At 71.1% G+C, this 24,435-nt stretch carries 22 protein-coding genes; all 22 read left to right on the forward strand.

Annotation, left to right across the window (positions count from 1 at the left end; genetic code table 11):
• Nucleotides 1-1,620, forward strand: a complete 1,620-nt coding sequence (gene mltG / locus DW297_RS14580; RefSeq protein WP_136033663.1) for an endolytic transglycosylase MltG — start codon at nucleotides 1-3, stop codon at nucleotides 1,618-1,620.
• A gap of 4 nt (nucleotides 1,621-1,624) precedes the next feature.
• A complete protein-coding gene (locus DW297_RS14585) occupies nucleotides 1,625-2,452 on the forward strand; it encodes a shikimate dehydrogenase family protein (protein WP_240744639.1) in 828 nt (275 codons plus the stop codon).
• A gap of 52 nt (nucleotides 2,453-2,504) precedes the next feature.
• Complete coding sequence (aroC, locus tag DW297_RS14590) at nucleotides 2,505-3,734, forward strand: chorismate synthase (RefSeq protein ID WP_136033667.1); 1,230 nt, start codon at nucleotides 2,505-2,507, stop codon at nucleotides 3,732-3,734.
• On the forward strand, nucleotides 3,718-4,236 hold the full coding sequence (locus DW297_RS14595; protein ID WP_136033669.1) for a shikimate kinase: 519 nt from the start codon (nucleotides 3,718-3,720) through the stop codon (nucleotides 4,234-4,236). Before aroC ends, DW297_RS14595 begins: the two co-directional genes overlap by 17 nt.
• Nucleotides 4,233-5,321 (forward strand): 3-dehydroquinate synthase, encoded by a 1,089-nt coding sequence (aroB, locus tag DW297_RS14600; protein WP_136033671.1) that lies wholly within the window; start codon nucleotides 4,233-4,235, stop codon nucleotides 5,319-5,321. Before DW297_RS14595 ends, aroB begins: the two co-directional genes overlap by 4 nt.
• Nucleotides 5,318-5,842 carry a GNAT family N-acetyltransferase gene (locus DW297_RS14605; RefSeq protein WP_136033673.1) on the forward strand — a complete coding sequence of 175 codons (525 nt, stop codon included), beginning with the start codon at nucleotides 5,318-5,320 and terminating at the stop codon, nucleotides 5,840-5,842. Before aroB ends, DW297_RS14605 begins: the two co-directional genes overlap by 4 nt.
• Complete coding sequence (locus tag DW297_RS14610) at nucleotides 5,839-6,279, forward strand: type II 3-dehydroquinate dehydratase (protein WP_136033675.1); 441 nt, start codon at nucleotides 5,839-5,841, stop codon at nucleotides 6,277-6,279. The genes DW297_RS14605 and DW297_RS14610 overlap by 4 nt, the downstream gene beginning before the upstream one ends.
• A gap of 104 nt (nucleotides 6,280-6,383) precedes the next feature.
• The gene (gene efp / locus DW297_RS14615) at nucleotides 6,384-6,944 is read left to right on the forward strand and encodes an elongation factor P (RefSeq protein WP_136033676.1); all 561 of its coding nucleotides are present in this window, start codon (nucleotides 6,384-6,386) and stop codon (nucleotides 6,942-6,944) included.
• Between the two features lie 3 nt (nucleotides 6,945-6,947).
• Nucleotides 6,948-7,358 carry a transcription antitermination factor NusB gene (gene nusB, locus DW297_RS14620; protein WP_136033679.1) on the forward strand — a complete coding sequence of 137 codons (411 nt, stop codon included), beginning with the start codon at nucleotides 6,948-6,950 and terminating at the stop codon, nucleotides 7,356-7,358.
• A gap of 43 nt (nucleotides 7,359-7,401) precedes the next feature.
• The gene (locus tag DW297_RS14625; RefSeq protein ID WP_136033681.1) at nucleotides 7,402-10,362 is read left to right on the forward strand and encodes a DEAD/DEAH box helicase; all 2,961 of its coding nucleotides are present in this window, start codon (nucleotides 7,402-7,404) and stop codon (nucleotides 10,360-10,362) included.
• Between the two features lie 79 nt (nucleotides 10,363-10,441).
• A complete protein-coding gene (locus DW297_RS14630) occupies nucleotides 10,442-12,019 on the forward strand; it encodes a Rieske 2Fe-2S domain-containing protein (protein WP_136033683.1) in 1,578 nt (525 codons plus the stop codon).
• Nucleotides 12,020-12,102: 83 nt separating this feature from the next.
• Entirely contained in the window at nucleotides 12,103-12,633 is a 531-nt protein-coding gene (pyrR, locus tag DW297_RS14635; RefSeq protein WP_136033685.1) for a bifunctional pyr operon transcriptional regulator/uracil phosphoribosyltransferase PyrR, read from the forward strand.
• Nucleotides 12,630-13,595 (forward strand): aspartate carbamoyltransferase catalytic subunit, encoded by a 966-nt coding sequence (locus DW297_RS14640; protein WP_136033687.1) that lies wholly within the window; start codon nucleotides 12,630-12,632, stop codon nucleotides 13,593-13,595. Before pyrR ends, DW297_RS14640 begins: the two co-directional genes overlap by 4 nt.
• A complete protein-coding gene (locus DW297_RS14645) occupies nucleotides 13,592-14,896 on the forward strand; it encodes a dihydroorotase (RefSeq protein ID WP_136033688.1) in 1,305 nt (434 codons plus the stop codon). Before DW297_RS14640 ends, DW297_RS14645 begins: the two co-directional genes overlap by 4 nt.
• Nucleotides 14,893-15,405, forward strand: coding sequence for a PH-like domain-containing protein (locus DW297_RS14650; RefSeq protein WP_136033690.1), 513 nt, complete (start codon nucleotides 14,893-14,895; stop codon nucleotides 15,403-15,405). Before DW297_RS14645 ends, DW297_RS14650 begins: the two co-directional genes overlap by 4 nt.
• Nucleotides 15,402-16,580 (forward strand): glutamine-hydrolyzing carbamoyl-phosphate synthase small subunit, encoded by a 1,179-nt coding sequence (gene carA / locus DW297_RS14655; protein ID WP_136033692.1) that lies wholly within the window; start codon nucleotides 15,402-15,404, stop codon nucleotides 16,578-16,580. The genes DW297_RS14650 and carA overlap by 4 nt, the downstream gene beginning before the upstream one ends.
• The gene (gene carB / locus DW297_RS14660) at nucleotides 16,580-19,867 is read left to right on the forward strand and encodes a carbamoyl-phosphate synthase large subunit (RefSeq protein WP_136033694.1); all 3,288 of its coding nucleotides are present in this window, start codon (nucleotides 16,580-16,582) and stop codon (nucleotides 19,865-19,867) included. The genes carA and carB overlap by 1 nt, the downstream gene beginning before the upstream one ends.
• Entirely contained in the window at nucleotides 19,864-20,709 is an 846-nt protein-coding gene (gene pyrF, locus DW297_RS14665; protein WP_136033696.1) for an orotidine-5'-phosphate decarboxylase, read from the forward strand. The genes carB and pyrF overlap by 4 nt, the downstream gene beginning before the upstream one ends.
• Entirely contained in the window at nucleotides 20,702-21,613 is a 912-nt protein-coding gene (gene gmk, locus DW297_RS14670; protein ID WP_136033697.1) for a guanylate kinase, read from the forward strand. Before pyrF ends, gmk begins: the two co-directional genes overlap by 8 nt.
• 69 nt (nucleotides 21,614-21,682) lie before the next feature.
• Nucleotides 21,683-21,937 carry a DNA-directed RNA polymerase subunit omega gene (rpoZ, locus tag DW297_RS14675; RefSeq protein ID WP_025103490.1) on the forward strand — a complete coding sequence of 85 codons (255 nt, stop codon included), beginning with the start codon at nucleotides 21,683-21,685 and terminating at the stop codon, nucleotides 21,935-21,937.
• Nucleotides 21,938-22,025: 88 nt separating this feature from the next.
• Complete coding sequence (metK, locus tag DW297_RS14680; RefSeq protein WP_136033699.1) at nucleotides 22,026-23,219, forward strand: methionine adenosyltransferase; 1,194 nt, start codon at nucleotides 22,026-22,028, stop codon at nucleotides 23,217-23,219.
• A gap of 16 nt (nucleotides 23,220-23,235) precedes the next feature.
• Nucleotides 23,236-24,435: primosomal protein N' family DNA-binding protein (locus DW297_RS14685; protein WP_446724376.1), on the forward strand; the 1,200-nt coding region annotated here is incomplete at its 3' end.

Consider the following 24,435-nt stretch of genomic DNA (forward strand, 5'->3'; position numbering starts at 1 on the left):
ATGTCCGAACGCGATAGCGCTTCGCCACCGCACGACACCGACGCGCGCTTGGGCGACCTCTTCGAGAACCTGCCGGCGCCGGCGCCGCAGGTCCCGACGGCCGACACGAGCGGCCCCGTGCCAGGCTCGCGCCGCGCCGCTCGTGAGGCCGCGCGGCGAGCCGCTCGTCAGCAGCAGGCCGGGGAGCCGTCGCTCGACCAGTCCGGTACCGCGCCCGCGCCCGCTGCGTCCGGGTCCGCTGACTCCGCGTCGGACGCGCGCCCCGCACCGGTCGCGCCGCGCGCGGAGGATCGGGCATCGGCCGCCGCCGAACCCGTGTCCGCGGCAGAGCCGTCCCGTGCTCCGGAGACGACGGCCGTCCCCATCGCCCGTGGCTCGCGTGAGACGTTCATCGAGCACGACGCGGATGCGACGCGGCCGCTGCCCCGTGTCTCCGCACCGACAGCCGCCTCGACCGCGCGGACCTCTCCCGACGAGCCCGCCGTCGGCGGCGGGCTCGACGACCTGTTCGTGTCGGGTGACGACGACCACCGCGGGCCGGGCGCGCCGAAGAAGAAGCGCCGCAAGGGCTGCCTGATCGCCCTCATCGTCGTCCTCGCGATTATCGGCGGCATCGTGGCCGGCGGCGCCTGGGCGTGGAGCACCTACGGTGATCGGATCAGCGACGCCATGGGCTGGGGAGACGCGAAGGACTGGGAGCCGGGGCTCGCGACCGGCGAGGTGTATGTCACCATCAAGTCGGGCGACACCGGCCAGCCGGTCTCGGCAGCGCTCCACGAGGCGGGCGTGACCAAGACCGCCGATGTCTTCTACGACTACCTCATCGACGAGGGCATCGCCGTCACGTTCTATCCCGGCGTCTACCGCCTGCAGAAGAAGATGACGGCCGAGGCCGCCCTCGCCGCCCTCCAGGACAAGGAGAACAAGCTCGAGAACACCGTCTCGGTGTCGGAGGGCGGCACGATCAAGTCCTCGCTCCCGGCGATGGCGGAGACGCTCGGGCTGCCGCTCGCGGACTTCGAGGCCGCGGTCGCCGATCCGTCCGTCTACGGCGTCCAGGCGCAGAGCCTGGAGGGGTGGCTGTTCCCCGCCGTGTACACGTTCGATCCCGGCGTCACGGCGACGCAGGCCATCCAGCAGATGGTGGATCGTACGCGGGAGGCGCTCGACGCGGCCGGCGTGCCCGCGGACGACGCGCAGCGCGTGCTGACGATCGCCTCGATCATCCAGCGCGAGGGTCGCACGGACGACTTCGCCAAGGTGTCGCGTGTGATCGAGAACCGCCTGGCGATCGACATGAAGCTGCAGATGGACTCGACCGCGCAGTACGGCTACGGCTCGCTGCACGAGGGCGTGGTGTCGAGCTCCGCAGAAGCGCTCGAGGACCCGAACCCCTGGAACACCTACGTGAACACCGGGCTGCCGGTCACACCGATCGCGAGTCCGAGCGAGGCGGCCATCAAGGCGGCCATGCAGCCCGCCGACGGTCCATGGCTGTACTTCGTCACGGTGAACCTCTCCACCGGGGAGACGCAGTTCTCGGAGACGCTCGCCGAACACGAGCAGGGCGTGGAGAAGTGGCGCGAGTGGTGCAGGGCGAACCCTGACGGGGGCTGCTGAGGCCGTGACGTCGACCCGACTCGCGGTCTGGGGCGACCCGATCGCGCACTCCCGGTCGCCCGAGCTGCATGCCGCGGCCTACCGCGTGCTGGGCCTGGACTGGGAGTATGGACGCCGGCGGGTGGCGGCCGACGAATTCGCGGCTGCTGTGTGTGGTCTCGACCCCTCGTGGCGTGGGCTGTCGCTCACGATGCCCCTGAAGGAGGAGGCGTACCGGTTCGCCGTGGCGCGCGACGCGCACGCGGAACTCACGGGCGCGGTCAACACCCTCCTCCTCGGCTCCACCCCGGCGGGCTTCAACACGGATGTGGGGGGCATCGTCGACGCGCTGGCGGAGGCGGGGATCACCACCGCGGACACCGCGCGGCTCCTGGGAGCAGGAGCCACGGCAGCCTCGGCCCTCGTGGCCCTCGCCGACATGGGGGTGTCGCGCGTGGACGTCCGGGCTCGTCGACCCGAGCGGGCATCGGGTCTGGTGGCTCTGGGGGAGCGTCTCTCGGTGGTCGTCTCGGCGCACCCGCTCGCGGACGGCGATGCCGGGTCGCGGCTGGGCCGGGTGGACCTGACCGTGGCGACGCTGCCGTCCGGCACGATCCTGCCCTCCGCGGCGACAGAGCCCCTGGCCGCTCGGGGCGGTGCGCTGTTCGATGCCGCGTACGCGCCGTGGCCATCGTCGCTCGCCGCGGCGTGGGGCGACGGCACGGTCGTGTCGGGGCTGGGGATGCTGCTGCACCAGGCTGTGCGACAGATCCGCATCTTCCACCACGGCGATCCGGCCGCGCCCCTCCCGGCCGAGACGGACGTGATCGCCGCCATGCGCGCAGCGCTCTGACCCGCGACGACACGCGGCGCGGCGGACGCGAAACGCATGGGAGACTGGAGCAATGCTCCGCGTGCTCACGGCCGGCGAATCACACGGCCCAGAACTCATCGCCGTCATGGAGGGACTGCCTTCCGGCGTCCCGGTGTCGTCCGAGGCCATCCAGGCCGATCTCGCGCGTCGCAAGCTGGGCTACGGCCGCGGCTCGCGCATGAAGTTCGAGCAGGACGAGCTCACGATCTCGGGCGGGGTCCGGCACGGCAAGACGCTCGGCAGCCCCATCGCGCTCCGCATCGGCAACACGGAGTGGCCGAAGTGGATCGAGGTCATGAACCCGGAGCCCGTCGAGCTCACCGACCGGTCCCGCGGTCGCGGTGCACCTCTGACCCGCCCGCGGCCCGGCCACGCGGATCTGGTCGGGATGCAGAAGTACGACTTCGACGAGGCTCGTCCGATCCTCGAGCGTGCGAGCGCGCGGGAGACCGCGGCGCGCGTCGCGCTCGGCGCGATCGCGCGGTCGTTCCTGTCCGAACTGGGTATCCGCCTGGTCAGCCACACGCTGTCGATCGGCCCGGTCCGGGTGCCGGACGGGGCACCGCTTCCCACCCCGGATGACGTCGACGCACTCGACGCCGATCCGCTGCGCTGCTTCGACCGGGCGACGTCCGCACTGATGGTCGCCGAGGTCGACGATGCGAAGAAGGACGGCGACACCCTGGGCGGCATCGTCGAGGTGCTCGCGTACGGCCTTCCGCCCGGGCTCGGGTCCCACGTGCACTGGGACCGGCGCCTCGACGCCCGTCTCGCGCAGGCGCTCATGAGCATCCAGGCCATCAAGGGGGTCGAGGTCGGCGACGGCTTCGAGACCACTCGGCGTCGCGGGTCGGCAGCCCACGACGAGCTCTTCGCCGCCGCCGGGGGCATCACCCGCGGTTCGGACCGCGCGGGCGGCACCGAGGGCGGGATGTCCACGGGCACGGTGCTGCGCGTCAGGGCCGGCATGAAGCCGATCGCGACCGTCCCGCATGCGCTCCGCACGATCGACGTGGCGACGGGGGAGGACGCGACAGCGCACCACCAGCGCTCCGACGTGTGCGCCGTGCCGGCCGCCGGTGTGGTGGCCGAGGCGATGGTCGCGATCGAGCTCGCCCGGGCCGTGCTGGAGAAGTTCGGCGGAGACAGCATCCGCGAGACACGGCGCAACCTGGCGGGATACCTCGACGGCATCCCCGAGGAGCTGCGCACGGCACCCGCGTCCGAGGCGGCGCTCATCGCGCATGACGAACGCGGCTGATCCGCTGTCGGTGGTACTGGTCGGCCCGATGGCGTCGGGCAAGACCAGCGTCGGTCGACGGGTCGCTCGACGACTCGGGGTGGGTTTCATCGACACCGACAAGCGGATCGTCGCGGCGCACGGCCCCATCCCCGCCCTGTTCGCCGAGCACGGGGAGGCGCACTTCCGCGACCTCGAGCGGGCGGCGGTCGCGCAGGCGCTGAGCGAGGGCGGCGTGATCTCCCTCGGCGGCGGCGCCGTGACGGACGCCGACACCCGGCACCTGCTGCACGGCCACCCGGTGGTGTTCCTCACGGTGAGCGAGGACGCGGTGGCCGACCGGCTCCGCGGCGGCACGAGGCCGCTGCTGGCCGGCGACGACCCCGTCGAGCGGTGGAAGCGGATCTTCGCGGAGCGGCGCGAGTGGTACGAGGAGGTCGCGTCGATCTCGTTCGACACCTCGCGACGGCCGATGCAGCGCATCGCGGACGAGATCGTGGCATGGAGGAGAGAACAGAGATGAGCACGACCACCATCGGCGTCACCGGCGCCGACCCCTACGACATCGCGATCGGGCGCGGCATCCTCGACAGCGTCTCGGCAGCCCTCGCCCCCGGCGTGCGGAAGGTGCTCGTGGTGCACCCGCCGACCCTCGCGAACCGTGCGGCGGAGCTTCGTGACCGCCTCCTCGCCGACACCGCCGACGGCCCGCGCGAGGTGCTGCTGGCCGAGATCCCCGATGCCGAGCAGGGCAAGCGCATCGAGGTGGCCGCCTTCTGCTGGCAGATCATGGGCCAGGCCGACTTCACCAGGACCGACGCGGTCGTCGGCTACGGCGGAGGGGCCGTGACGGACCTCGCCGGATTCGTGGCGGCGACCTGGCTGCGCGGCGTGCAGGTGGTGCACGTGCCCACGACGGTCCTCGGGCTCGTGGATGCCGCGGTGGGAGGCAAGACCGGCGTGAACACGGCCGAGGGCAAGAACCTCGTCGGCGCGTTCTGGGCGCCCCGTGCGGTGATCGGAGACCTCGACGAGCTCGGCAGCCTGAGCCCGAACGAGGCGACGGCCGGTTTCGCCGAGGTCGTGAAGGCCGGCTTCATCTGGGCGCCGGAGATCCTGGACATCGTGGAGGCGGATCCGGCACGGGCGGTCGACACGACCACGGAGGAGTTCCGCCGGGCCGTGGAGCTCGCGGTCGGCATGAAGGCGCAGGTCGTGTCGGACGACTTCCGTGAGTCGGGTCTGCGGGAGATCCTCAACTACGGGCACACGCTGGGCCACGCGATCGAGCACGCCGAGCGCTACCGCTGGCGGCACGGCGCGGCGATCTCGGTGGGCATGCTGTACGCCGCGGAGCTGTCGCGGCTGGCCGGCCGGCTCTCGGATGCGGCTGCCGAGAGGCACCGGTCGATCCTGGAGTCCCTGGGCCTTCCCACGTCGTATCGCGCCGGCGCGTGGCCGCAACTGCTGGCGACGATGCAGCGCGACAAGAAGAGCCGCGGCGGGATGCTGCGCTTCATCCTGCTCGACGACATCGCGAAGCCCACCGTGCTGCAGGCACCCGACGAGTCGCTGCTGTTCGCCGCCTACCAGGAGGTGGGCGAGTGAGCGTCCACGTGCGTCGCGTCGAAGCCGAGGAATGGTCGCAGGTGAAGGATCTGCGGTTGCGCGCCCTGGCCGATCCGGCCGCGCCGATCGCGTTCCTCGACACCGTGGCACATGCGAGCGGCCAGCCCGACCGTTTCTGGCAGGAGCGCACCGTGAACGCGGCCGAGCCGTCGGCGGCTGCGCAGTTCGTCGCGGTGACCGATGCGGGGGAGTGGGTGGGCACCGCCACCGTGCTGCCGCACCGCGAGCGACCCGAGGCCGGACTCGTCGTCGGCGTCTACGTCGCGGACGAGCACCGGGGCTCCGGCGTGATCGACGCTCTGCTCGACACGGCGGCGGCCTGGGCCCTCGAGCAGGGTCTGGCCGCGCTCGAGCTGGAGGTGCACGTCGACAACGACCGGACGCAGGCCGTGTACGCGCGCGCCGGGTTCGCACGGACCGGGGAGATCGAGACGACGGGCTTCGGTCGGGAGTGGGTTCTGCGGCGTGAGCTCGCCGGGTCGGAGGGCGTGAGGGCATGAGCATCGAGCGTCGGCTGCTGCTGGTCAACGGCCCCAACCTCAACCTCCTCGGGACGCGGGAGCCCGACATCTACGGCACCGCGACCCTCGCGGACGTCGAGCGGATCACGACCGAGACCGCGGCCGAGGCCGGTTTCGCGGTGCGGGCGGTGCAGAGCAACCACGAGGGTGTGCTCATCGACGCCATCCAGGCCGCACGCGCCGACTGCATCGGGATCATCATCAACCCGGGCGGCCTGACGCACACCTCAGTCGTGCTGCGCGATGCGCTGACCGGGGTGGGCCTGCCGTTCGCGGAGGTGCACATCTCCGACGTGTACGCGCGGGAGGAGTTCCGCCATCACTCGTTCCTGCACGATGTGGCCGCGGTGCGCGTGATCGGGCGCGGTGTCGACGGCTATGCCGACGCGGTGCGGGAGCTGGCCGCGCTTCTCTGACCCCTGGCCAGAGGCGGGCGCACGCGGGGCGTGCGTGATCATCCCGTAGAATCGACTGTCGGCCGACTCCGGCCCCACGGACTCACGAACGGAACCTTCAGCGCATGGCATCCACCGCAGACATCAAGAACGGCGTCGTCCTCAGCATCGACGGGCAGCTCTGGAGCGTCATCGAGTTCCAGCACGTGAAGCCCGGCAAGGGTGGCGCGTTCGTCCGCACCAAGCTGAAGAACGTCGTGTCGGGCAAGGTCGTCGACCGCACGTACAACGCGGGCGCGAAGATCGAGATCGAGAACGTCGACCGCCGTGACTACACCTACCTGTACACCGACGGGGACGGCTTCGTGTTCATGGACCAGACCGACTTCGACCAGATCACGCTTCCGGCGGCGACGGTCGGCGACGCGAAGAACTTCCTGCTCGAGAACCAGCAGGTCACGATCGCCCTCAACAACGGCAACCCTCTCTACATCGATCTGCCGGCGTCCGTGATCCTCGAGGTCACCTACACCGAGCCCGGCCTGCAGGGCGACCGCTCGTCGGCCGGCACCAAGCCCGCGACCCTCGAGACCGGGTACGAGATCCAGGTGCCTCTGTTCCTGGAGACCGGCACGAAGGTCAAGGTCGACACCCGCACGGGTGACTACCTCGGCCGCGAGAAGTAAGGCGTGAGCGCCCGCACGAAGGCGCGCAAGCGCGCTCTCGACATCCTGTTCTCCGCCGACGTCCGCGGCGACGACCTCGCGATCGCGCTGGCGGCCGAGGCCAAGCGCGCGGCGAGCGAGCCCGCTCGCGAGGCCTCCTGGCTGTACGCCAGGGAGATCGTCGACGGCATCATCGACCAGCGCGACGAGATCGACGAGCAGATCACCACGCACAGCCGCGACTGGAAGCTCGAGCGTATGCCTGCGGTCGACCGGGCGCTGCTGCGCATCGGCGTCTGGGAGATCCTGTACAACGACGAGGTGCCCACCGCCGTCGCGATCGACGAGGCCGTGGAGCTGGCGAAGGAGTTCTCGACCGACGACTCCGGTCCGTTCGTGCACGGCGTGCTCGCCCGGGTGGCTCGCGCCGCCTGAGCGCACCGGCGCCGGTGTCCGTGGCCTCGGAGAGGATCGGGGTATGACCGTTCCCTCCGATGCCGCGCGCGACGACGGCGCGCCGTCCGACTGGCGGTCGATCCTCGGTGCGGCGGTCCCCGCCGAGCCGCGGACCGCGCTCGCGCTGGGGGTCGAGCTCCGGGTGCGCGATTCCCGCGGCGCGAACCCCTGGGCCGCGCGACCCCAGCGCACCGCGACGCCGCGCGACGTGGCGAAGGGGACCGGTGAGCTGCTGCTCGGCATCCGTCCCCTGGAGCGCAGCGGCGCGACCGGCGCGTGGGTGCTCGGCGCCGCCACCTGGGACGCGGTTCGTCGCGCGCCGGACGAATACGGACGTGAGCGCTCTCGATGGTTCGCCGATCTGCTCAGCATCGCCAGGGACAGTCTGCTGTCCGGCACGGCGGGCGACTGGCTGGTCGCGGACCTGATCGAGTCGAGCCTGCTGTGGGGACACCTCAGGGTGGCCGGCGCACTCGGCATCCCCCTGGTCGCGACGCAGAAGTCCACGACCGTGGCGATCGCGGAGTCCGCGTCGGTCGAGGCCACCGTGGCTCGGGCCGACGACGGGACGCTGGTGGTGCGTCCTGCCATCACGCTCGACGGACGCGCGGTCGAGCCCGACTCCGTGCATCCGATCGGTCGCACGGGGCTCTACGCGGTCGACCAGTCGGGGGCGCGGCTGCACGTGACGCTCGCGGAGTCTCCGGTGGCCGAACCGCTGCGACCCCTCCTCCTCGCGCCGGGCGGCCTCACCGTGGCGGCGGCCGACGAGGAGGTGTTCCTCCGCGACGCCTACCCGGTGCTGGCACGGCGGGTACCGACCCGTGGGCTCGGACGGGTGCGGCTTCCGGAGCTGCCCGCGCCGCAGCCCGTGCTGCGCCTCTCGTTCCGCCGCGGGGACACGGTGGCCTATGCGTTCGAGTGGGACTACCGCGGCTTCGGGCGCGTGCCGTTCGCCCCCGGGCCGCAGGCGGTGCGGGATCTGCGGGCGGAGAGTGCGGCGGGGCACGACCTCGCCGCGCGGTGGGCCGAGCTGATCGGGGAGCCGTTCGCCGCGGAGGGGGCCTTCCACGACGTCGAGGCGGCGGAGTTCGTCACCAGGGCTGTGCCGGCGCTGGAGGCGGAGGGCGTGACCGTGGTCGTCGACGGTCGCCGGAAGACGTATCGCGAACTGTCGGGCGAGCCCGAGATCACCGTGAGCACGGTCGAGTCCACCGATCCGGACTGGTTCGACCTGGGCGTCCTGGTGCGCATCGACGGGCGCACGATCCCGTTCGAGCCGCTGTTCACCGCGATGAGCAGGGGTCGCAGGAAGCTCCTGCTCGTCGACGGCACCTACTTCTCGCTGAACCATCCGGCGCTCGATCGACTCCGTGAGCTGATCGACGAGGCGGGCGACCTCGACGAATGGGAGACGGGGCCGCGCCTCAGCCGCCACCAGATCGACCTGTGGGAGGAGTTCGAGGACCTCGCGGACGAGGCCGTGCCCGCCGTGAGCTGGCGCGCGACGGCCGACGGCCTGCGCGGGGCGGCGGGGGTGCCCCCGGTCCCGGTGCCGTCCGGCGTCCGGGCGCAGTTGCGGCCGTATCAGCAGCAGGGGCTCGACTGGCTGGCGTTCCTCTGGGGGCACCGGCTGGGCGGCATCCTCGCCGACGACATGGGCCTCGGCAAGACGCTGCAGCTGCTCGCGCTCGTCGCTCACACCCGCGAGGCGGGAGAGACGCGCCCCTTCCTCGTGGTCGTCCCGACCTCGGTGCTGCCGACGTGGCTGAGCGAGGCCGCGAAGTTCACCCCGGGGCTCCGCGTCGCCGCCAGGTCCACCTCGTCCGGGCCGTCGCTGTCGACGGTCGCCGCGGGCGCGGACCTGGTGGTCACGACGTACGCGATCGCGCGGATCGACGCGGAGGCCTTCGCCGGGGTGACCTGGGCCGGCCTGATCCTCGACGAGGCCCAGTTCGTGAAGAACCCGGCCACCAAGCTGCACCGCGCCGTCGCGAGCTTTCCCGCCGATGTGACGTTCGCGGTGACGGGCACCCCGCTCGAGAACAGTCTCAGCGAGCTGTGGGCGCTGCTGAAGCTCACCGCTCCCGGGCTCTTCGCGTCGGCGCGGAAGTTCCGGGAGCAGTACATCCAGCCGATCGAGCAGGGCAAGGTCCCGGAGAACGTGGAGGGCGGCGAGTACCGCGCGCGTCGCCTGGCCCGCCTCCGCCGGCGGATCCGGCCGCTGCTGCTGCGGCGTACGAAGGAGCTGGTGGCGGCCGACCTCCCTCCGAAGCAGGAGCAGGTGCTCGAGGTGGAGCTCAGCGCGGCGCACCGGTCGCTGTACGAGACGGTGCTGCAGCGGGAGCGCCAGAAGGTGCTGGGGCTCCTCGAGGACCTCGACCGCAACCGTTTCATCGTGTTCCGTTCGCTCACGCTGCTGCGGATGCTCAGCCTCGCACCAGGACTGGTCGACCCCGCGGACGCCCGGATCGGCTCGCGCAAGCTCGACGTGCTGCTGGAACGCGTGGTCGAGCTCCAGGCGGAGGGCCACCGCGCCCTGGTGTTCAGCCAGTTCACGTCGTTCCTCGACCTCGCGGCGGAGCGACTCGCGGCTGCCGGGATCCCCTACGCCCACCTCGACGGTGCGACGCGGCGACGGGATGCGGTGGTCGAGGGCTTCCGGACGGGCGAGCAGCCGGTCTTCCTGATCAGCCTGAAGGCGGGCGGGTTCGGTCTGACGCTCACCGAGGCCGACTACGTGTTCCTCCTCGACCCGTGGTGGAACCCGGCCGCCGAGGCGCAGGCCGTCGACCGCACGCATCGCATCGGCCAGCCGAGCCAGGTGTTCGTCTACCGGATGATCGCGACCGGCACGATCGAGGAGAAGGTGCTCGCCCTGCAGCGCCGCAAGGCCCGGCTCTTCACCGCCGTGCTCGACGACGATGCCCTGTTCGCGCAGTCGCTCTCGGCCGACGACATCCGCGGGCTCTTCGAGGCCTGAGGGTTATCTCCGGCTCGTCCGACCGGTCGCCCAGGGACACCTCGGTACAATCGAACGGTTCATCTTCGAGAGGAATGCAATGCGGATCACGGGACTCGGCCACGCCGGGATGTTCATCGAGACGGTAGGCGGGAACATCATCTGCGACCCGGTCCTCGGGCCCTCGTTCTTCGGCTCCTGGTTCCCGTTCCCCGACAACCGCGCGCTCGACTGGGAGCGATTCGGCCGCGAGGCGGACTTCCTGTACATCTCGCACCGGCACCGCGACCACTTCGACCCCGCCCTCCTGGAGCGGTACATCCGCAAGGACATCGAGGTGCTGCTGCCGGAGTATCCGATCGACGACCTGGAGCAGGACATCCGGGCGCTCGGGTACACGAACATCACCTACGCGCCCGCGGGCGAGATCATCCAGCGCGGTGATCTCAAGCTGATGATCACGCCGCTGCGGGCGCCGAGCGACGGCCCGATCGGCGACTCCTCGCTGAGCGTCGACGACGGCACGGGCTCGATGCTCAACCAGAACGACTCGCACCCGCTCGACCTCGAGAAGCTGCTGCACTTCGGCAAGCCGGATGCCTACTTCACGCAGGTCTCCGGCGCGATCTGGTGGCCGATGGTGTACGACCTGCCGCTCGACGCGAAGCAGAACTTCGCCCGGCTCAAGCGCGAGGCCCAGAACAAGCGGGCGATGTACTACATCGACAAGGTCGACGCCCCGCACGTGTTCCCGATGGCCGGTCCGCCGATGTTCCTGCGCGACGACCTGTTCGACTTCAACGGCACGGGCCGCAACGGCGAGTCGATCTTCACGGATCAGAAGCAGTTCCTGGCGCATATGAAGGAGCTGTCGCCGCAGTACGACGGCCAGCTGTTCATCCCCGGCACGGTCGTCACGATCGACGGCGGCGAGGTCACGACCGCGCAGACCCTGTACACCGAGGCCGAGATCAGCCGCATGTTCGACGACAAGTGGGACTACCTGGAGGAGCAGCGGGCGTCGCGACAGCAGGAGATCCGCGACGAGGAAGCTTCCCGCGCGGAGATCATCCCGCCCGCCGAGATGCTCGAGGCCCTCAAGAACTGGTGGGAGCCGCTGCTGAAGAAGTCGCGCACGATCCGACTCGGCGTGGGCGGCCACGTGCGGTTCCGCATCGGCGAGCTCGACATGGTGGTGGACTTCCCGCGTGCCAAGGTCCGCGAGTACGCGGGGGAGGAGTGCGTCTACTGGTACACGATCCCCGCCGACCTCGTCTCGACCAACATCCGTGATCACGAGATCGACTGGTCGAACTCGATCTTCCTGTCGATGCAGTTCTCCGTGGGCCGCAGCGGCAAGTTCAACGAGTTCCTCACCACGTTCCTCAAGTGCCTGTCGGTGGACCGCATCGAGTACGTCGAGAACTGGTACCAGGAGCAGACCGACCAGACCGAAGACGCCGAGGTGGGCGACTGGGTGGTGCAGCGCCGGTGTCCGCACCTGCGCGCCGACCTGACCCGCACCGGCTCGGTCGACGAGGACGGCGTCCTGACGTGCAGCATGCACGACTGGAAGTGGGATCTGAAGACCGGGCGGTGCCTCTCCACGAGCGGCCACCCGATCCGCGCCCGCAAGATCGACGACGTCACCGACGCCGTGCTCCAGGAGGCGAGCTGAGCGGACGCGGTCTCCCGCTCCGATAGACTGACATCGCAAGCAACCTTTAACACCGTCCTGTGAGGCGGAGAAGGGAGCGGCTGATGAGCGTGCGCACTGTGCTGCACCAAGCCGACATCTCACGAGCGCTGACCCGGATCGCGCACGAGATCCTCGAGTCGAATCGAGGCGCCGACGGCCTCGTCCTCCTCGGGATCCCGACCCGCGGCGTCACCCTGGGGCATCGCCTCGGCACCCTGATCGGTGAGATCGCGCAGGTCTCGGTCCCCGTCGGCTCGCTCGACGTCACGCTCTTCCGTGACGATCTGGCCAAGCACCCGACGCGGTCCCCGCAGCCGACCGAGATCCCGGCCGGCGGCATCGATGGGAAGACCGTGGTGCTGGTCGACGACGTCCTCTTCTCCGGTCGCAGCATCCGTGCCGCGCTGGACGCCATCCAGTCGATCGGCCGCCCGAGCGCCGTGCGCCTGGCGATCCTCGTCGACCGCGGTCACCGTGAACTCCCGATCCGACCCGACTTCGTCGGCAAGAACATCCCGTCCGCCCGCACCGAGCGCGTGAACGTCCGTCTGTTCGAGACGGACGGCGCCGAGGAGGTGACCATCGGCGAATGAGGCACCTCCTGGACACCCGCACCCTCGACCGCGCCACGGCGCTGCGCATCCTCGATGTCGCGGAGGACATGTCGGACACGCAGTCGCGCGAGGTCAAGAAGCTCCCGACGCTGCGTGGCAAGACCGTCGTCAACCTCTTCTTCGAGGACTCGACCCGCACCCGGATCTCGTTCGAGGCCGCGGCCAAGCGGCTCTCCGCCGACGTGATCAACTTCGCCGCGAAGGGCTCCAGCGTCTCCAAGGGCGAGAGCCTCAAGGACACGGCGCAGACCCTGGAGGCGATCGGCGCCGATGCGGTCGTCGTCCGTCACCCCGGCTCGGGCGCCCCGCAGACCCTCGCGACGAGCGGTTGGATCTCTGCGGGCGTCGTCAACGCGGGTGATGGCACGCACGAGCACCCGACGCAGGCGCTGCTCGATGCGTTCACGATCCGCAAGCGCCGCTACGGCGCGGACAGCCGTGGACGCGACCTGACCGGGCTCCGCGTCACGATCGTCGGCGACGTGCTGCACTCGCGGGTCGCGCGCTCGAACGTGTGGCTGCTGACGACCCTGGGCGCCGAGGTCACGCTGGTCTCGCCGCCGACGCTGGTGCCGCAGAACGTGTCGCTCTGGCCGGTCCGGGTCGTCTACGACCTCGACGAGGCGCTGGCGGCCGGGCCGGACGCGGTCATGATGCTGCGGATCCAGCTGGAGCGCATGAACGCCGCGTATTTCCCGACTGAGCGGGAGTATTCGCGCCGGTGGGGTCTGGACGCACGGCGTGTGGCCGCTCTTCCGGCCGGTAGCATTGTGATGCACCCCGGACCCATGAACCGGGGGCTGGAGATCTCCTCCGAAGCAGCCGATTCCCCCCGCTCGACGGTGCTGGAACAGGTCTCGAACGGGGTCTCCGTGCGGATGGCTGTGCTGTACCTGCTGCTGGCGGGCGAACGAGACGACGAACGAGGGGGAGACCTGTGAGCGAGACCCTCGTCATCACCGGTGCACGGCTGCTCGGCGCGGAGAGCGCCGACCTGATCATCGAGGACGGCCGGATCGCCGAGATCGGCTCCGGGCTCAGCCGTGCCGGCGCGCGCGTGATCGATGCCGCCGGCCTCATCGCCCTGCCGGGTCTGGTCGACCTGCACACGCATCTGCGCGAGCCCGGGTACGAGGCGTCGGAGACGATCCTCAGCGGCACGCGCGCGGCGGCGGCCGGTGGCTTCACGGCCGTGTTCGCGATGCCGAACACGTCGCCCGTGGCCGACACGGCCGGCGTCGTCGAGCAGGAGCTGGCCCTCGGCGAGGCTGCGGGTTACGCCACGGTGCAGCCGATCGGCGCGGTCACGGTGGGCCAGAAGGGCGAGCGCCTCGCCGAGCTCGGCGCCATGGCGACCTCGCGTGCGCAGGTGCAGGTGTTCAGCGATGACGGCTTCTGCGTGTGGGACCCGCTGATCATGCGCCGCGCATTGGAGTACGTGAAGTCGTTCGGCGGTGTGATCGCCCAGCATGCCCAGGACCCCCGCCTGACCGAAGGCGCCCAGATGAACGAGGGCACCGTCTCGGCGGAGCTCGGCCTCACGGGCTGGCCCGCGGTCGCCGAGGAGTCGATCATCGCGCGTGACGTGCTTCTCGCCGAGCACGTCGGCTCGCGCCTGCATGTGTGCCACCTGTCGACGGCCGGCTCGGTCGACATCATCCGCTGGGCCAAGAAGCGCGGCGTGAACGTGACGGCGGAGGTCACTCCGCACCACCTGCTGCTCACCGACGAACTCGTCCGCGGCTATGACGCGCGGTTCAAGGTCAACCCGCCGCTGCGCCGCGAGGAGGATGTCCTCGCGGTGCGCGAAGGGCTCGCCGACGGCACGATCGACATCGTCGCGACCGATCACGCCCCGCACCCGAGCGAGCACAAGGCGTGCGAATGGCCGGCGGCCGCGAACGGCATGGTGGGGCTCGAGAGCGCACTGCGCGTCGTGCACCAGGCCATGGTGCGGACGGGCCTGCTCGACTGGTCGGACGTGGCCCGCGTGATGAGCGCGGCACCCGCGCGCATCGGCGGTCTGGCCGGGCACGGCACCCCGCTCGAGGTCGGGCAGCCGGCGCAGCTCGCGCTGTACGACGCGGCGGTCGACGGCGTGTTCACCGAGGCGGACCTGCGCGGACGCAGCACGAACTCGCCGTACCTCGGCCGCGAACTGCCGGGCCGCGTGCAGTACACCCTGCACGGCGGCGTGCTGACCGTCGACGGCGGAGCTGTCGTCGAGGAGCTCGGCGCATGAGCGCACGGGACCTCGCGGTCGCGATCCTGATCGCCCTCGCGCTGCTGGTGCTGCTCGCGATGCTGTTCGCCTGGCGACGACGAGTGCGGCGCGATGCCGCGTTCACCGCGCCCCTCGGTGTGCCGGAGCACGCGGAGGTGATGCGCCGCGACGAGGTGCTGTACGTGTCGACGACGACGCACGAGCAGCCCCTCGAACGCGTGGCCATCACTCCGCTCGCCTTCCGGGCCCGTGGGGAGCTGGCGGTGACCGACCGCGGTGTCGCGCTGGCCCTCGACGGCGCCCCCACGGTCTTCCTCGCGCGCGACCAGCTCGTCGCGGTCGACCGGGCCACCGTCACGATCGACCGCGTGGTCGAACCGGGCGGCCTCGTCCGCATCGCGTGGCGCGTCGCCGACACGACGATCGTGGACAGCTACCTCCGGCTCACCGGCGGCGATCCCCAGAACCTCATCTCCGACCTGCAGCGGCTCGTCCCCGCTGCCCCCGACACAGGAGCAACGTCATGACCAACCAGACATCCTCCCCGGCGGACTCCCCGTCCCGCCTGCCCGATCCCGCCGTGCTCGTCCTCGAGGACGGCACCCGTCACGCCGGTCGCGCGTACGGCGCCCGCGGCCGCACCCTCGGCGAGGTCGTGTTCGCCACCGGCATGTCGGGATATCAAGAGACCATCACCGACCCCTCGTACGCGGGTCAGATCGTGCTGCAGACGGCGCCGCACATCGGCAACACCGGCATGAACGACGAGGACACCGAGTCGCGCCGCATCTGGGTCGCCGGCTACATCGTCCGCGACCCCTCGCGCGTGGTCTCGAACTGGCGGGCCAACGCCTCCCTCGACGACGTCCTGGTGGAGGACGGCATCGTCGGCATCAGCGGCATCGACACCCGCGCGGTCACGCGCCACATCCGGTCCGCCGGATCCATGCGCGGCGGCATCTTCTCGGGCGACGACGCCGCTCTCGACGCGGAAGAGCAGCTGCGCATCGTGCGGGAGGCCCCCGAGATGACCGGACTCAACCTGTCGGCGCAGGTCTCGGTCGAGAGCGCGACCGTGACCCCGGCGGTGGGGGAGCGCATCGGCAACCTCGCCGTGCTCGACCTCGGCGTGAAGCAGGCGACGATCGACAACCTCGCCGCCCGCGGGTTCGACGTGCACGTGCTCCCGCAGGACGTGAGCATCGACGACATCCGGGCGATCGAGCCGGTGGCGGTGTTCTACTCCAACGGCCCGGGCGACCCGGCCGCCTCGGGCGACCACGTGGAGCTGCTGCGCGCCGTGCTGGACGACGGACTGCCCTTCTTCGGGATCTGCTTCGGCAACCAGCTGCTCGGCCGTGCCCTCGGACTCGGCACCTACAAGCTGCCGTTCGGCCACCGCGGCATCAACCAGCCCGTGCTCGACAAGCAGACGGGCAAGGTCGAGATCACGGCCCACAACCACGGCTTCGCGGTCGAGGCGCCCCTGGAGGGCTCCTTCGACAGCCCGCACGGCTACGGCAAGGTCGAGGTCAGCCACGTCGGCCTCAACGACAACGTCGTGGAGGGCCTGCGCGCCCTCGACATCCCCGCGTTCTCGGTGCAGTACCACCCCGAGGCCGCGGCCGGTCCGCACGACGCCAACTACCTCTTCGACCGCTTCCGCGACATGGTCATCGCGAACAAGAAGGACGCCCAGTAATGCCCAAGCGCGACGACATCTCCTCCGTCCTCGTCATCGGCTCCGGCCCGATCGTCATCGGCCAGGCCTGCGAGTTCGACTACTCCGGCACCCAGGCGTGCCGCGTGCTGCGCGAAGAGGGGGTCAGGGTCATCCTGGTCAACTCCAACCCGGCCACCATCATGACCGACCCCGACTTCGCCGACGCGACCTACATCGAGCCCATCACCCCGGCCGTGATCGAGACGATCATCGCCAAGGAGAAGCCCGACGCGATCCTGCCGACCCTCGGCGGCCAGACCGCCCTCAACGCGGCCATGGCGCTGCACGAGCAGGGGATCCTCGAGAAGTACGGCGTCGAGCTGATCGGCGCGAAGGTCGACGCCATCCGCAAGGGCGAAGACCGCCAGATCTTCAAGGAGCTCGTGCTGGAGGCCGGCGCCGACGTCGCCCGCAGCGTGATCGCGCACACCATGGACGACCTGCTCGCCGGCGCCGAAGAGCTCGGCTATCCGCTCGTCGTGCGGCCGTCGTTCACGATGGGCGGCCTGGGCTCCGGCTTCGCGTACGACGAAGAGGACCTGCGGCGCATCGGCGGTGCGGGTCTGCGCGACTCGCCCACCACCGAGGTGCTCCTGGAGGAGTCGATCCTCGGGTGGAAGGAGTACGAGCTCGAGCTCATGCGCGACACCGCCGACAACACGGTGGTGGTGTGCTCGATCGAGAACGTCGACCCGGTCGGCGTGCACACGGGCGACTCGATCACGGTCGCGCCCGCGCTGACCCTCACCGACCGCGAATACCAGAAGCTGCGCGACATCGGCATCGACATCATCCGCGCGGTCGGCGTCGACACCGGCGGGTGCAACATCCAGTTCGCGGTGAACCCGGAGAACGGGCGCATCATCGTCATCGAGATGAACCCGCGCGTGTCGCGGTCCAGCGCCCTGGCGTCGAAGGCCACCGGCTTCCCGATCGCCAAGCTGGCCGCCAAGCTCGCCCTCGGCTACCGCCTCGACGAGATCCCGAACGACATCACCGGCGTCACCCCGGCCAGCTTCGAGCCCACGCTCGACTACGTCGTCGTCAAGGTGCCGCGCTTCGCGTTCGAGAAGTTCCCGGCCGCCGACGCCACCCTCACCACCACCATGAAGTCGGTGGGCGAGGCGATGGCGATCGGCCGCAACTACGCGACCGCGCTGCAGAAGGCGCTGCGTTCGCTCGAGAAGCGCGGCTCCAGCTTCCACTGGGGCGACGAGCCGCGCAGCGTCGAAGAGCTGCTGGAGGTCGCCAAGACCCCGACCGACGGCCGCATCGTGACGCTGCAACAGGCGCTGCGCAAGGGCGCGACCATCGAGCAGGCGTTCGAGGCGACGGCGATGGACCCGTGGTTCCTCGACCAGATCGTGCTCATCAACGAGGTCGCCGATGTGGTGCGCACGGCCCCCGAGCTCGACGCGGCGACCCTGCGCTACGCGAAGGAGCACGGCTTCTCCGACGCGCAGCTCGCCCAGCTGCGCGGCGAGACCGAGGCGGAGATCCGCGGCGTGCGCCACGGCCTCGGCATCCGGCCGGTGTACAAGACGGTCGACACGTGCGCCGGGGAGTTCCCCGCGCTCACGCCGTACCACTACTCCAGCTACGACGCGGAGACCGAGGTGGAGCCCTCCGACCGCACCAAGGTCGTGATCATCGGCTCGGGCCCGAACCGCATCGGGCAGGGCGTCGAGTTCGACTACTCGTGCGTGCACGCCTCGTTCGCGCTGTCGGACGCCGGGTTCGAGACCGTCATGGTCAACTGCAACCCCGAGACCGTGTCCACCGACTACGACACGTCCGACCGGCTCTACTTCGAGCCGCTGACCCTGGAGGACGTCCTGGAGGTGCTCGACGCGGAGGCCGCGAGCGGCACCATCCTCGGCGTGGTCTGCCAGCTCGGCGGCCAGACGCCGCTCGGGCTCGCGAAGGGCATCGAGGCCGCGGGATACACCGTGCTCGGCACCAGCCCCGAGGCGATCGACCTGGCGGAGGAGCGCGAGCTCTTCTCGCGCCTGCTCGACGACGCCGGGCTGCTCGCGCCGCGCAACGGCACGGCGATCGACGTCGGGGGCGCCGTGCGCATCGCGGAGGAGATCGGCTACCCGGTGCTCGTGCGCCCCAGCTTCGTGCTCGGCGGACGCGGCATGGAGATCGTCTACGGCACCGACGCGCTGCGCGACTACTTCGTCCGCACGGCCGGGGAGGTCGTGATCGAGGAGGGCAAGCCCCTCCTGGTCGACCGCTTCCTCGACGACGCGATCGAGCTCGACGTGGATGCGCTCTACGACGGCACCGACCTGTTCATCGGCGGGGTCATGGAGCACCTGGAGGAGGCCGGCATCCACTCCGGTGACTCCAGCTGCACGCTGCCGCCGGTCTCGCTCGGCCGCAGCGACGTCGACCGGGTGCGCGAGGCCACGCTCAAGATCGCCGAGGGCGTCGGCGTCCGGGGCCTGCTGAACGTGCAGTTCGCGATCAGCGCCGGCGTGCTCTACGTGATCGAGGCCAACCCGCGCGCGAGCCGCACCGTTCCGTTCGTGTCGAAGGCGCTCGGCATTCCGATGGCGAAGGCCGCGAGCCGCATCATGGCCGGGTCCACCATCGCCGAGCTGCGGGCCGAGGGCATGCTGCCGGAGCAGGACGGCTCCCGGGTGCCGCTGGACGCCCCGGTCTCGGTCAAGGAGGCCGTGCTGCCGTTCAAGCGGTTCCGCACGGCCGACGGCAAGACGGTCGACTCGGTCCTGGGCCCGGAGATGCGCTCGACCGGTGAGGTCATGGGCATCGATCGCGACTTCCCGACCGCGTTCGCGAAGAGCCAGGCCGCGGCGTACGGCGGGATGCCGACCTCCGGCACCGTCTTCATCTCGGTCGCCGACTCCGACAAGCGCGCGGTGATCCTCCCGGCCCACCGGCTGCAGCAGCTCGGCTTCACGATCGTGGCGACCGAGGGCACGGCGGAGATCCTGTCGCGCAACGGCATCGCGGTGACCGTGGTCGAGAAGTACAGCGAGACGCAGGAGTCCGGAGCGCGCAACATCGTCGACCTGATCAACGACGGGGAGATCGACATCGTCGTGAACACGCCGTCCGGTGGGGCGGCGCGCGCGGACGGCTACGAGATCCGCGCGGCCGCCGTCGCCGCCGACAAGGCGCTGTTCACCACCATCGCGGTGCTCGGTGCCGCGGTGAGCGGCATGGACGCGGCCGACGAGGGCTTCCAGGTGAAGAGCCTGCAGGAGTACGCGCTCGACCGGGCGGCCGCCGTATGACCGCACGCTTCGGAGAGCGGATCCGCGCGGCGCTGGACGCGCACGGACCGCTCTGCGTCGGCATCGACCCCCACGCCGCCATGCTCGCGGCGTGGGGGCTCTCCGCCGACGCCGCCGGGGTGCGGGAGTTCGGGCTGCGCACGGTCGCCGCCGCGCAGGACCACGTGGGCGTCGTGAAGCCGCAGGTGTCCTTCTTCGAGCGCTACGGTTCCGCCGGGATCGCCGCACTGGAGGACGTGATCTCCGCGGCGCGGGCGGCGGAGCTGCTCGTGATCGCCGACGCCAAGCGCGGAGACATCGGGTCGACGATGGACGACTATGCGCAGGCGTGGCTCGCTCCGGGATCGCCACTGGAGGCCGACGCGCTCACCGTGAGCCCTTATCTCGGCGTTGGCGCTCTCGGCGGCGCGTTCGCGCTGGCAGACGAGCACGGCAAGGGCCTGTTCGTCCTCGCGGCGACGAGCAACCCCGAGGCCGCCGACCTGCAGCGCGCGCGGACCGCGTCGGGCGAGACCGTGTCGGCGGCGGTCGTCGCCGAGGTCTCGGCGCGCAACGCGACGAGCACCCCGGCGGGGGAGTGGGGCAGCTTCGGTTTCGTGATCGGCGCCACTCTCGACCTGGCCGCGACCGGGATCGACGCGATCAGCCCGGCGGTGCCGATCCTCGCGCCCGGCTTCGGTGCGCAGGGGGCCGAGCCGGCGGACCTCGGGCGGCGCTTCGGCTCGCTGTCGCCCACCGTGCTCGCGAGCGAGAGCCGCAGCATCCTCTCCGCGGGTCCCGACGACCTGGCCGAGACCATCGCCCGACGTGCCGCCCAGTACCGCGAGGTGACCCGTGCCTGACACCAACCGCACCGTTCCCGAGGTCGACAGGGCCGCCGCCGCCCGCCGTGCGGTCGAGCGCCGCCGGGCCCGCGCCTCGCTCAAGCGCGACCTGACGATGCGTGTGGTGACGCCGCAGGCCGTGCTGCGACGCGCGACCGCCGACCCGGACTCCGTCGAGGGCTCGCTGCGCATCACCGACTTCCTCCTGGCGCTCCCGGCCATCGGTGCCGGCAAGCGCGACCGCGTGCTGGAGGAGCTGCGTATCTCCCCGGTGAAGCGGCTCGGCGGCCTGGGAGCGCGTCAACGACGTGTCCTGGAGGAGTGGCTCGACGGCCGGTTCCCGCCGGCCACGCCGCGCGAGGCCCGCAGTCGCCTGCTGGTGCTGGCCGGGCCGACCGCGGTGGGCAAGGGCACCGTCGCGGCGCACATCCGGGAGAACAACCCCGAGATCCACCTGTCGGTGTCGGCGACGACTAGGGCGCCGCGTCCCGGCGAGATCGACGGCGTGCACTACTACTTCGTCGACGACGCCGAGTTCGACCGCCTGATCGCCGACGGCGAGCTGCTGGAGTACGCCGTGGTGCACAACCGCTCGCGCTACGGCACCCCGCGCGCTCCGATCGATGCGGCGCTGGCCGAGGGCAAGACGGTGCTGCTCGAGATCGACCTGCAGGGCGCACGGCAGGTGCGCGCCGCGGAGCCCTCGGCGACGCTCATCTTCCTGCTTCCTCCGAGCTGGGACGAGCTGGTGCACCGGCTGGTCGGCCGCGGGACGGAGGACGCGGAGGAGCGGGCGCGGCGACTGCGCACCGCGAAGGTCGAGCTGGCCGCGCAGAACGAGTTCGACCACCTCGTCGTGAACGAGGACGTCGCCACCGCCGCTCGCGAGGTCGTAGACTTGTCTACAAGCTCTGCGCGCTGACGCTTTCCTCGCGCGCCCGCAGCACCGTCTTCGCGACGAACCCCGTCGCCTGATCAGGAGGTCCCCCCCATGGCCGGACGCAACAACGGCATCATCGATCCCCCCATCGACAACCTGCTGGAGCGCGTCGACTCCAAGTACGAGCTCGTGATCTACGCGGCCAAGCGCGCACGCCAGATCAACGACTACTACTCCGACCTCCACGAGGGCAACCTGTTCGACAACGTCGGTCCGCTCGTGGACTCGTCCGTCGAGGACAAGCCGCTGACCATCGCGCTGCACGAGATCAACGAGGACAAGCTCCGCCTGCGTCACGCGGAGTGACTCGACGACCGCGCCGCCGCTTCGTCGGTGGCGCGGTCCAGAATGGGTGCCACACCCTCCCCCCGTCCGTCCCCGTTCTGGAGCATCGATGAGCGCGCTGCGTCTGTTCACGTCCGAGTCCGTCACCGAAGGGCACCCGGACAAGATCTGCGACCAGATCTCGGACAGCATCCTCGACGGCCTGCTCGCGAAGGACCCGGGGTCCCGTGTCGCCGTCGAGACGCTCGTCACGACCGGGCTGGTGCACGTCGCCGGAGAGATCCGCACCGACGCCTACGTCGACATCCCGACGATCGTGCGCCAGGTGGTCAACGGCATCGGCTACACATCGTCCGACACCGGGTTCGACGGGGACTCCTGCGGCGTGAGCGTCTCCGTCGGGGAGCAGTCCACCGACATCGCGCACGGCGTCGACAACGCCCAGGAGCACCGTGACGGCACGTCGGTCGATCCGCTCGACGGCCTCGGCGCCGGCGATCAGGGCATCATGTTCGGCTTCGCGACGAACGAGACGCCACAGCTGATGCCGATGGCCGCGTGGACGGCGCACCGCATCGCCGAACGCCTGACCGAGGTGCGCCGCAGCGGCCTGCTGCCGTATCTCCGCCCCGACGGCAAGACCCAGGTCACGCTCGGGTACGACGGCTTCACCCCGAAGACGATCGACGCGGTCGTGCTCTCCACGCAGCATCACCCCGACATCTCGCAGGACGAGCTCAAGGCGCAGGTGCGCGAGCACGTGATCGACCCCGTCCTGGCGACCACGGGCCTCGCGCTCGACGACGTGACCTACTACATCAACCCCGCCGGTCCGTTCGTGACGGGCGGGCCGAAGGGCGACGCGGGCCTCACCGGACGCAAGATCATCATCGACACGTACGGCGGTGCCGCGCGTCACGGTGGCGGCGCGTTCAGCGGCAAGGACCCGTCCAAGGTCGACCGTTCCGGCGCCTACGCCACACGCTGGGTGGCCAAGAACGCCGTGGCGGCGGGACTGGCCGACCGCCTCGAGGTGCAGGTCGCCTATGCGATCGGTGTCGCGCGCCCCGTGGGGCTCTACGTCGAGACGTTCGGCACCGGCCGGGTGTCGGACGAGGTCATCACGCGCGCGATCGAGGAGGTGTTCGACCTGCGCCCGCAGGCGATCATCGAGCAGCTCGACCTGCTGCGCCCGATCTACGCGCAGACCGCGGCGTACGGCCACTTCGGGCGCGAGCTCCCCGACTTCACGTGGGAGCGCACCGACCGCGCCGACGAGCTGCGCCGCGCTGCCGGGCTCTGAGGGGGCCGAGGTCCTGATGTCGCCCGAGAGCCGTCGCATCGCGCGCGTGCTCCTCGACTCGCCGCTGCCGCAGCTCGACCGGCTCTTCGACTACGCCCTTCCCGCCGAGCTCGGGCCCGTCGAGCCCGGCGTGCGGGTGAAGGTGCCGCTGCGCACGGCCGGCCGCGTGGTGGACGGCTACGTGGTGGAGGTCGACGTCGAGAGCGACGCGGAACGACCCCTGTCCGAGGTGGAGACCGTGGTGTCGGCGGTCCCGGTGCTGCCCGACCGCCTGTACCGCCTGGCGCGGCGGGTCGCCGACCGTGCCGCGGGCTCGGCGTCCGATGTGCTGCGGCTCGTGATCCCGAAGCGACAGGTGCGCGTGGAGAAGGCCTGGCGCGCCGACGCCCCGGTCGTGGCGCCCGACGCCGAGCAGTCGGCCGAGGCGGAGCGTGTGCTGGCGGCGTACGACGGTCTCGATGCCGTGCTCGACGAGGGAGGCCGCGCCGCGGTCGAGGCCATCCCGCAGCTGGACGACGGCGCACAGGGCTGGGCGCGACTGCTCGCGGCCGCGGCGGCGCGCACTCTCGCCGCGGGACGCTCGACGATCCTCGTGGTGCCCGACCATCGCGACCTCGACCGTCTGCTCGCGGCGCTCGAGGCCGTGGTGCCTCCGGAAGCCGTGGTGCGGCACGACTCGCGCCAGGCGAACCCCGACCGCTACCGGGCGTTCCTGCGGACCCTCGAGGACGCCCCGTGCATCGTGGTGGGCAACCGCTCGGCCGTGTACGCCCCGGTGACGGCGGGCCTGGTGGTCGTGTGGGACGACGGGGACCCGCTGCTCGGCGAGCCGCTCGCCCCCTATGTGCACGCGCGTGATGCGGCGCTGCTGCGGCAGGAGTCGGAGGGCTCCGCGCTGCTGTTCGCCGGGCACACCCGCACGACGGAGGTCGAGCGGCTCGTGGCGCGCGGCTGGCTGCGCGACGTGCGGGCCGGGCGCCGGGTGCTGCCGCGCGTGCTGCTGAGCACACCGCAGGAGCTGGAGCGTCCCGCCGCCCAGAGGCTGCCGTCGTCGGCGTTCCTCGCGGCGAGGGCGGCGGCCGCGGAGGGGCCCGTGCTGGTGCAGGTGTCGCGCCCGGGGTTCTCGCCGTCGCTCGTGTGCGCGGACTGCCGGACCCCCGCGCGCTGCCGGTGCTGCGCAAGGACTTCATCGCCACGCGGTATCAGGTGCTGGAGG

Source organism: Microbacterium sp. PF5 (assembly GCF_004794315.1).
GTDB lineage: Bacteria > Actinomycetota > Actinomycetes > Actinomycetales > Microbacteriaceae > Microbacterium > Microbacterium sufflavum.

Excerpts from the sequence above, each read along its gene's own strand:
- mltG (WP_136033663.1), top strand. The coding sequence starts at position 1 with ATGTCCGAACGCGATAGCGCTTCGCCACCGCACGACACCGACGCGCGC.
- aroC (WP_136033667.1), top strand. The coding sequence starts at position 2,505 with ATGCTCCGCGTGCTCACGGCCGGCGAATCACACGGCCCAGAACTCATC.
- DW297_RS14595 (WP_136033669.1), top strand. The coding sequence starts at position 3,718 with ATGACGAACGCGGCTGATCCGCTGTCGGTGGTACTGGTCGGCCCGATG.
- aroB (WP_136033671.1), top strand. The coding sequence starts at position 4,233 with ATGAGCACGACCACCATCGGCGTCACCGGCGCCGACCCCTACGACATC.
- DW297_RS14610 (WP_136033675.1), top strand. The coding sequence starts at position 5,839 with ATGAGCATCGAGCGTCGGCTGCTGCTGGTCAACGGCCCCAACCTCAAC.
- efp (WP_136033676.1), top strand. The coding sequence starts at position 6,384 with ATGGCATCCACCGCAGACATCAAGAACGGCGTCGTCCTCAGCATCGAC.
- DW297_RS14625 (WP_136033681.1), top strand. The coding sequence starts at position 7,402 with ATGACCGTTCCCTCCGATGCCGCGCGCGACGACGGCGCGCCGTCCGAC.
- DW297_RS14630 (WP_136033683.1), top strand. The coding sequence starts at position 10,442 with ATGCGGATCACGGGACTCGGCCACGCCGGGATGTTCATCGAGACGGTA.
- pyrR (WP_136033685.1), top strand. The coding sequence starts at position 12,103 with ATGAGCGTGCGCACTGTGCTGCACCAAGCCGACATCTCACGAGCGCTG.
- DW297_RS14640 (WP_136033687.1), top strand. The coding sequence starts at position 12,630 with ATGAGGCACCTCCTGGACACCCGCACCCTCGACCGCGCCACGGCGCTG.
- DW297_RS14650 (WP_136033690.1), top strand. The coding sequence starts at position 14,893 with ATGAGCGCACGGGACCTCGCGGTCGCGATCCTGATCGCCCTCGCGCTG.
- carA (WP_136033692.1), top strand. The coding sequence starts at position 15,402 with ATGACCAACCAGACATCCTCCCCGGCGGACTCCCCGTCCCGCCTGCCC.
- carB (WP_136033694.1), top strand. The coding sequence starts at position 16,580 with ATGCCCAAGCGCGACGACATCTCCTCCGTCCTCGTCATCGGCTCCGGC.
- pyrF (WP_136033696.1), top strand. The coding sequence starts at position 19,864 with ATGACCGCACGCTTCGGAGAGCGGATCCGCGCGGCGCTGGACGCGCAC.
- rpoZ (WP_025103490.1), top strand. The coding sequence starts at position 21,683 with ATGGCCGGACGCAACAACGGCATCATCGATCCCCCCATCGACAACCTG.
- metK (WP_136033699.1), top strand. The coding sequence starts at position 22,026 with ATGAGCGCGCTGCGTCTGTTCACGTCCGAGTCCGTCACCGAAGGGCAC.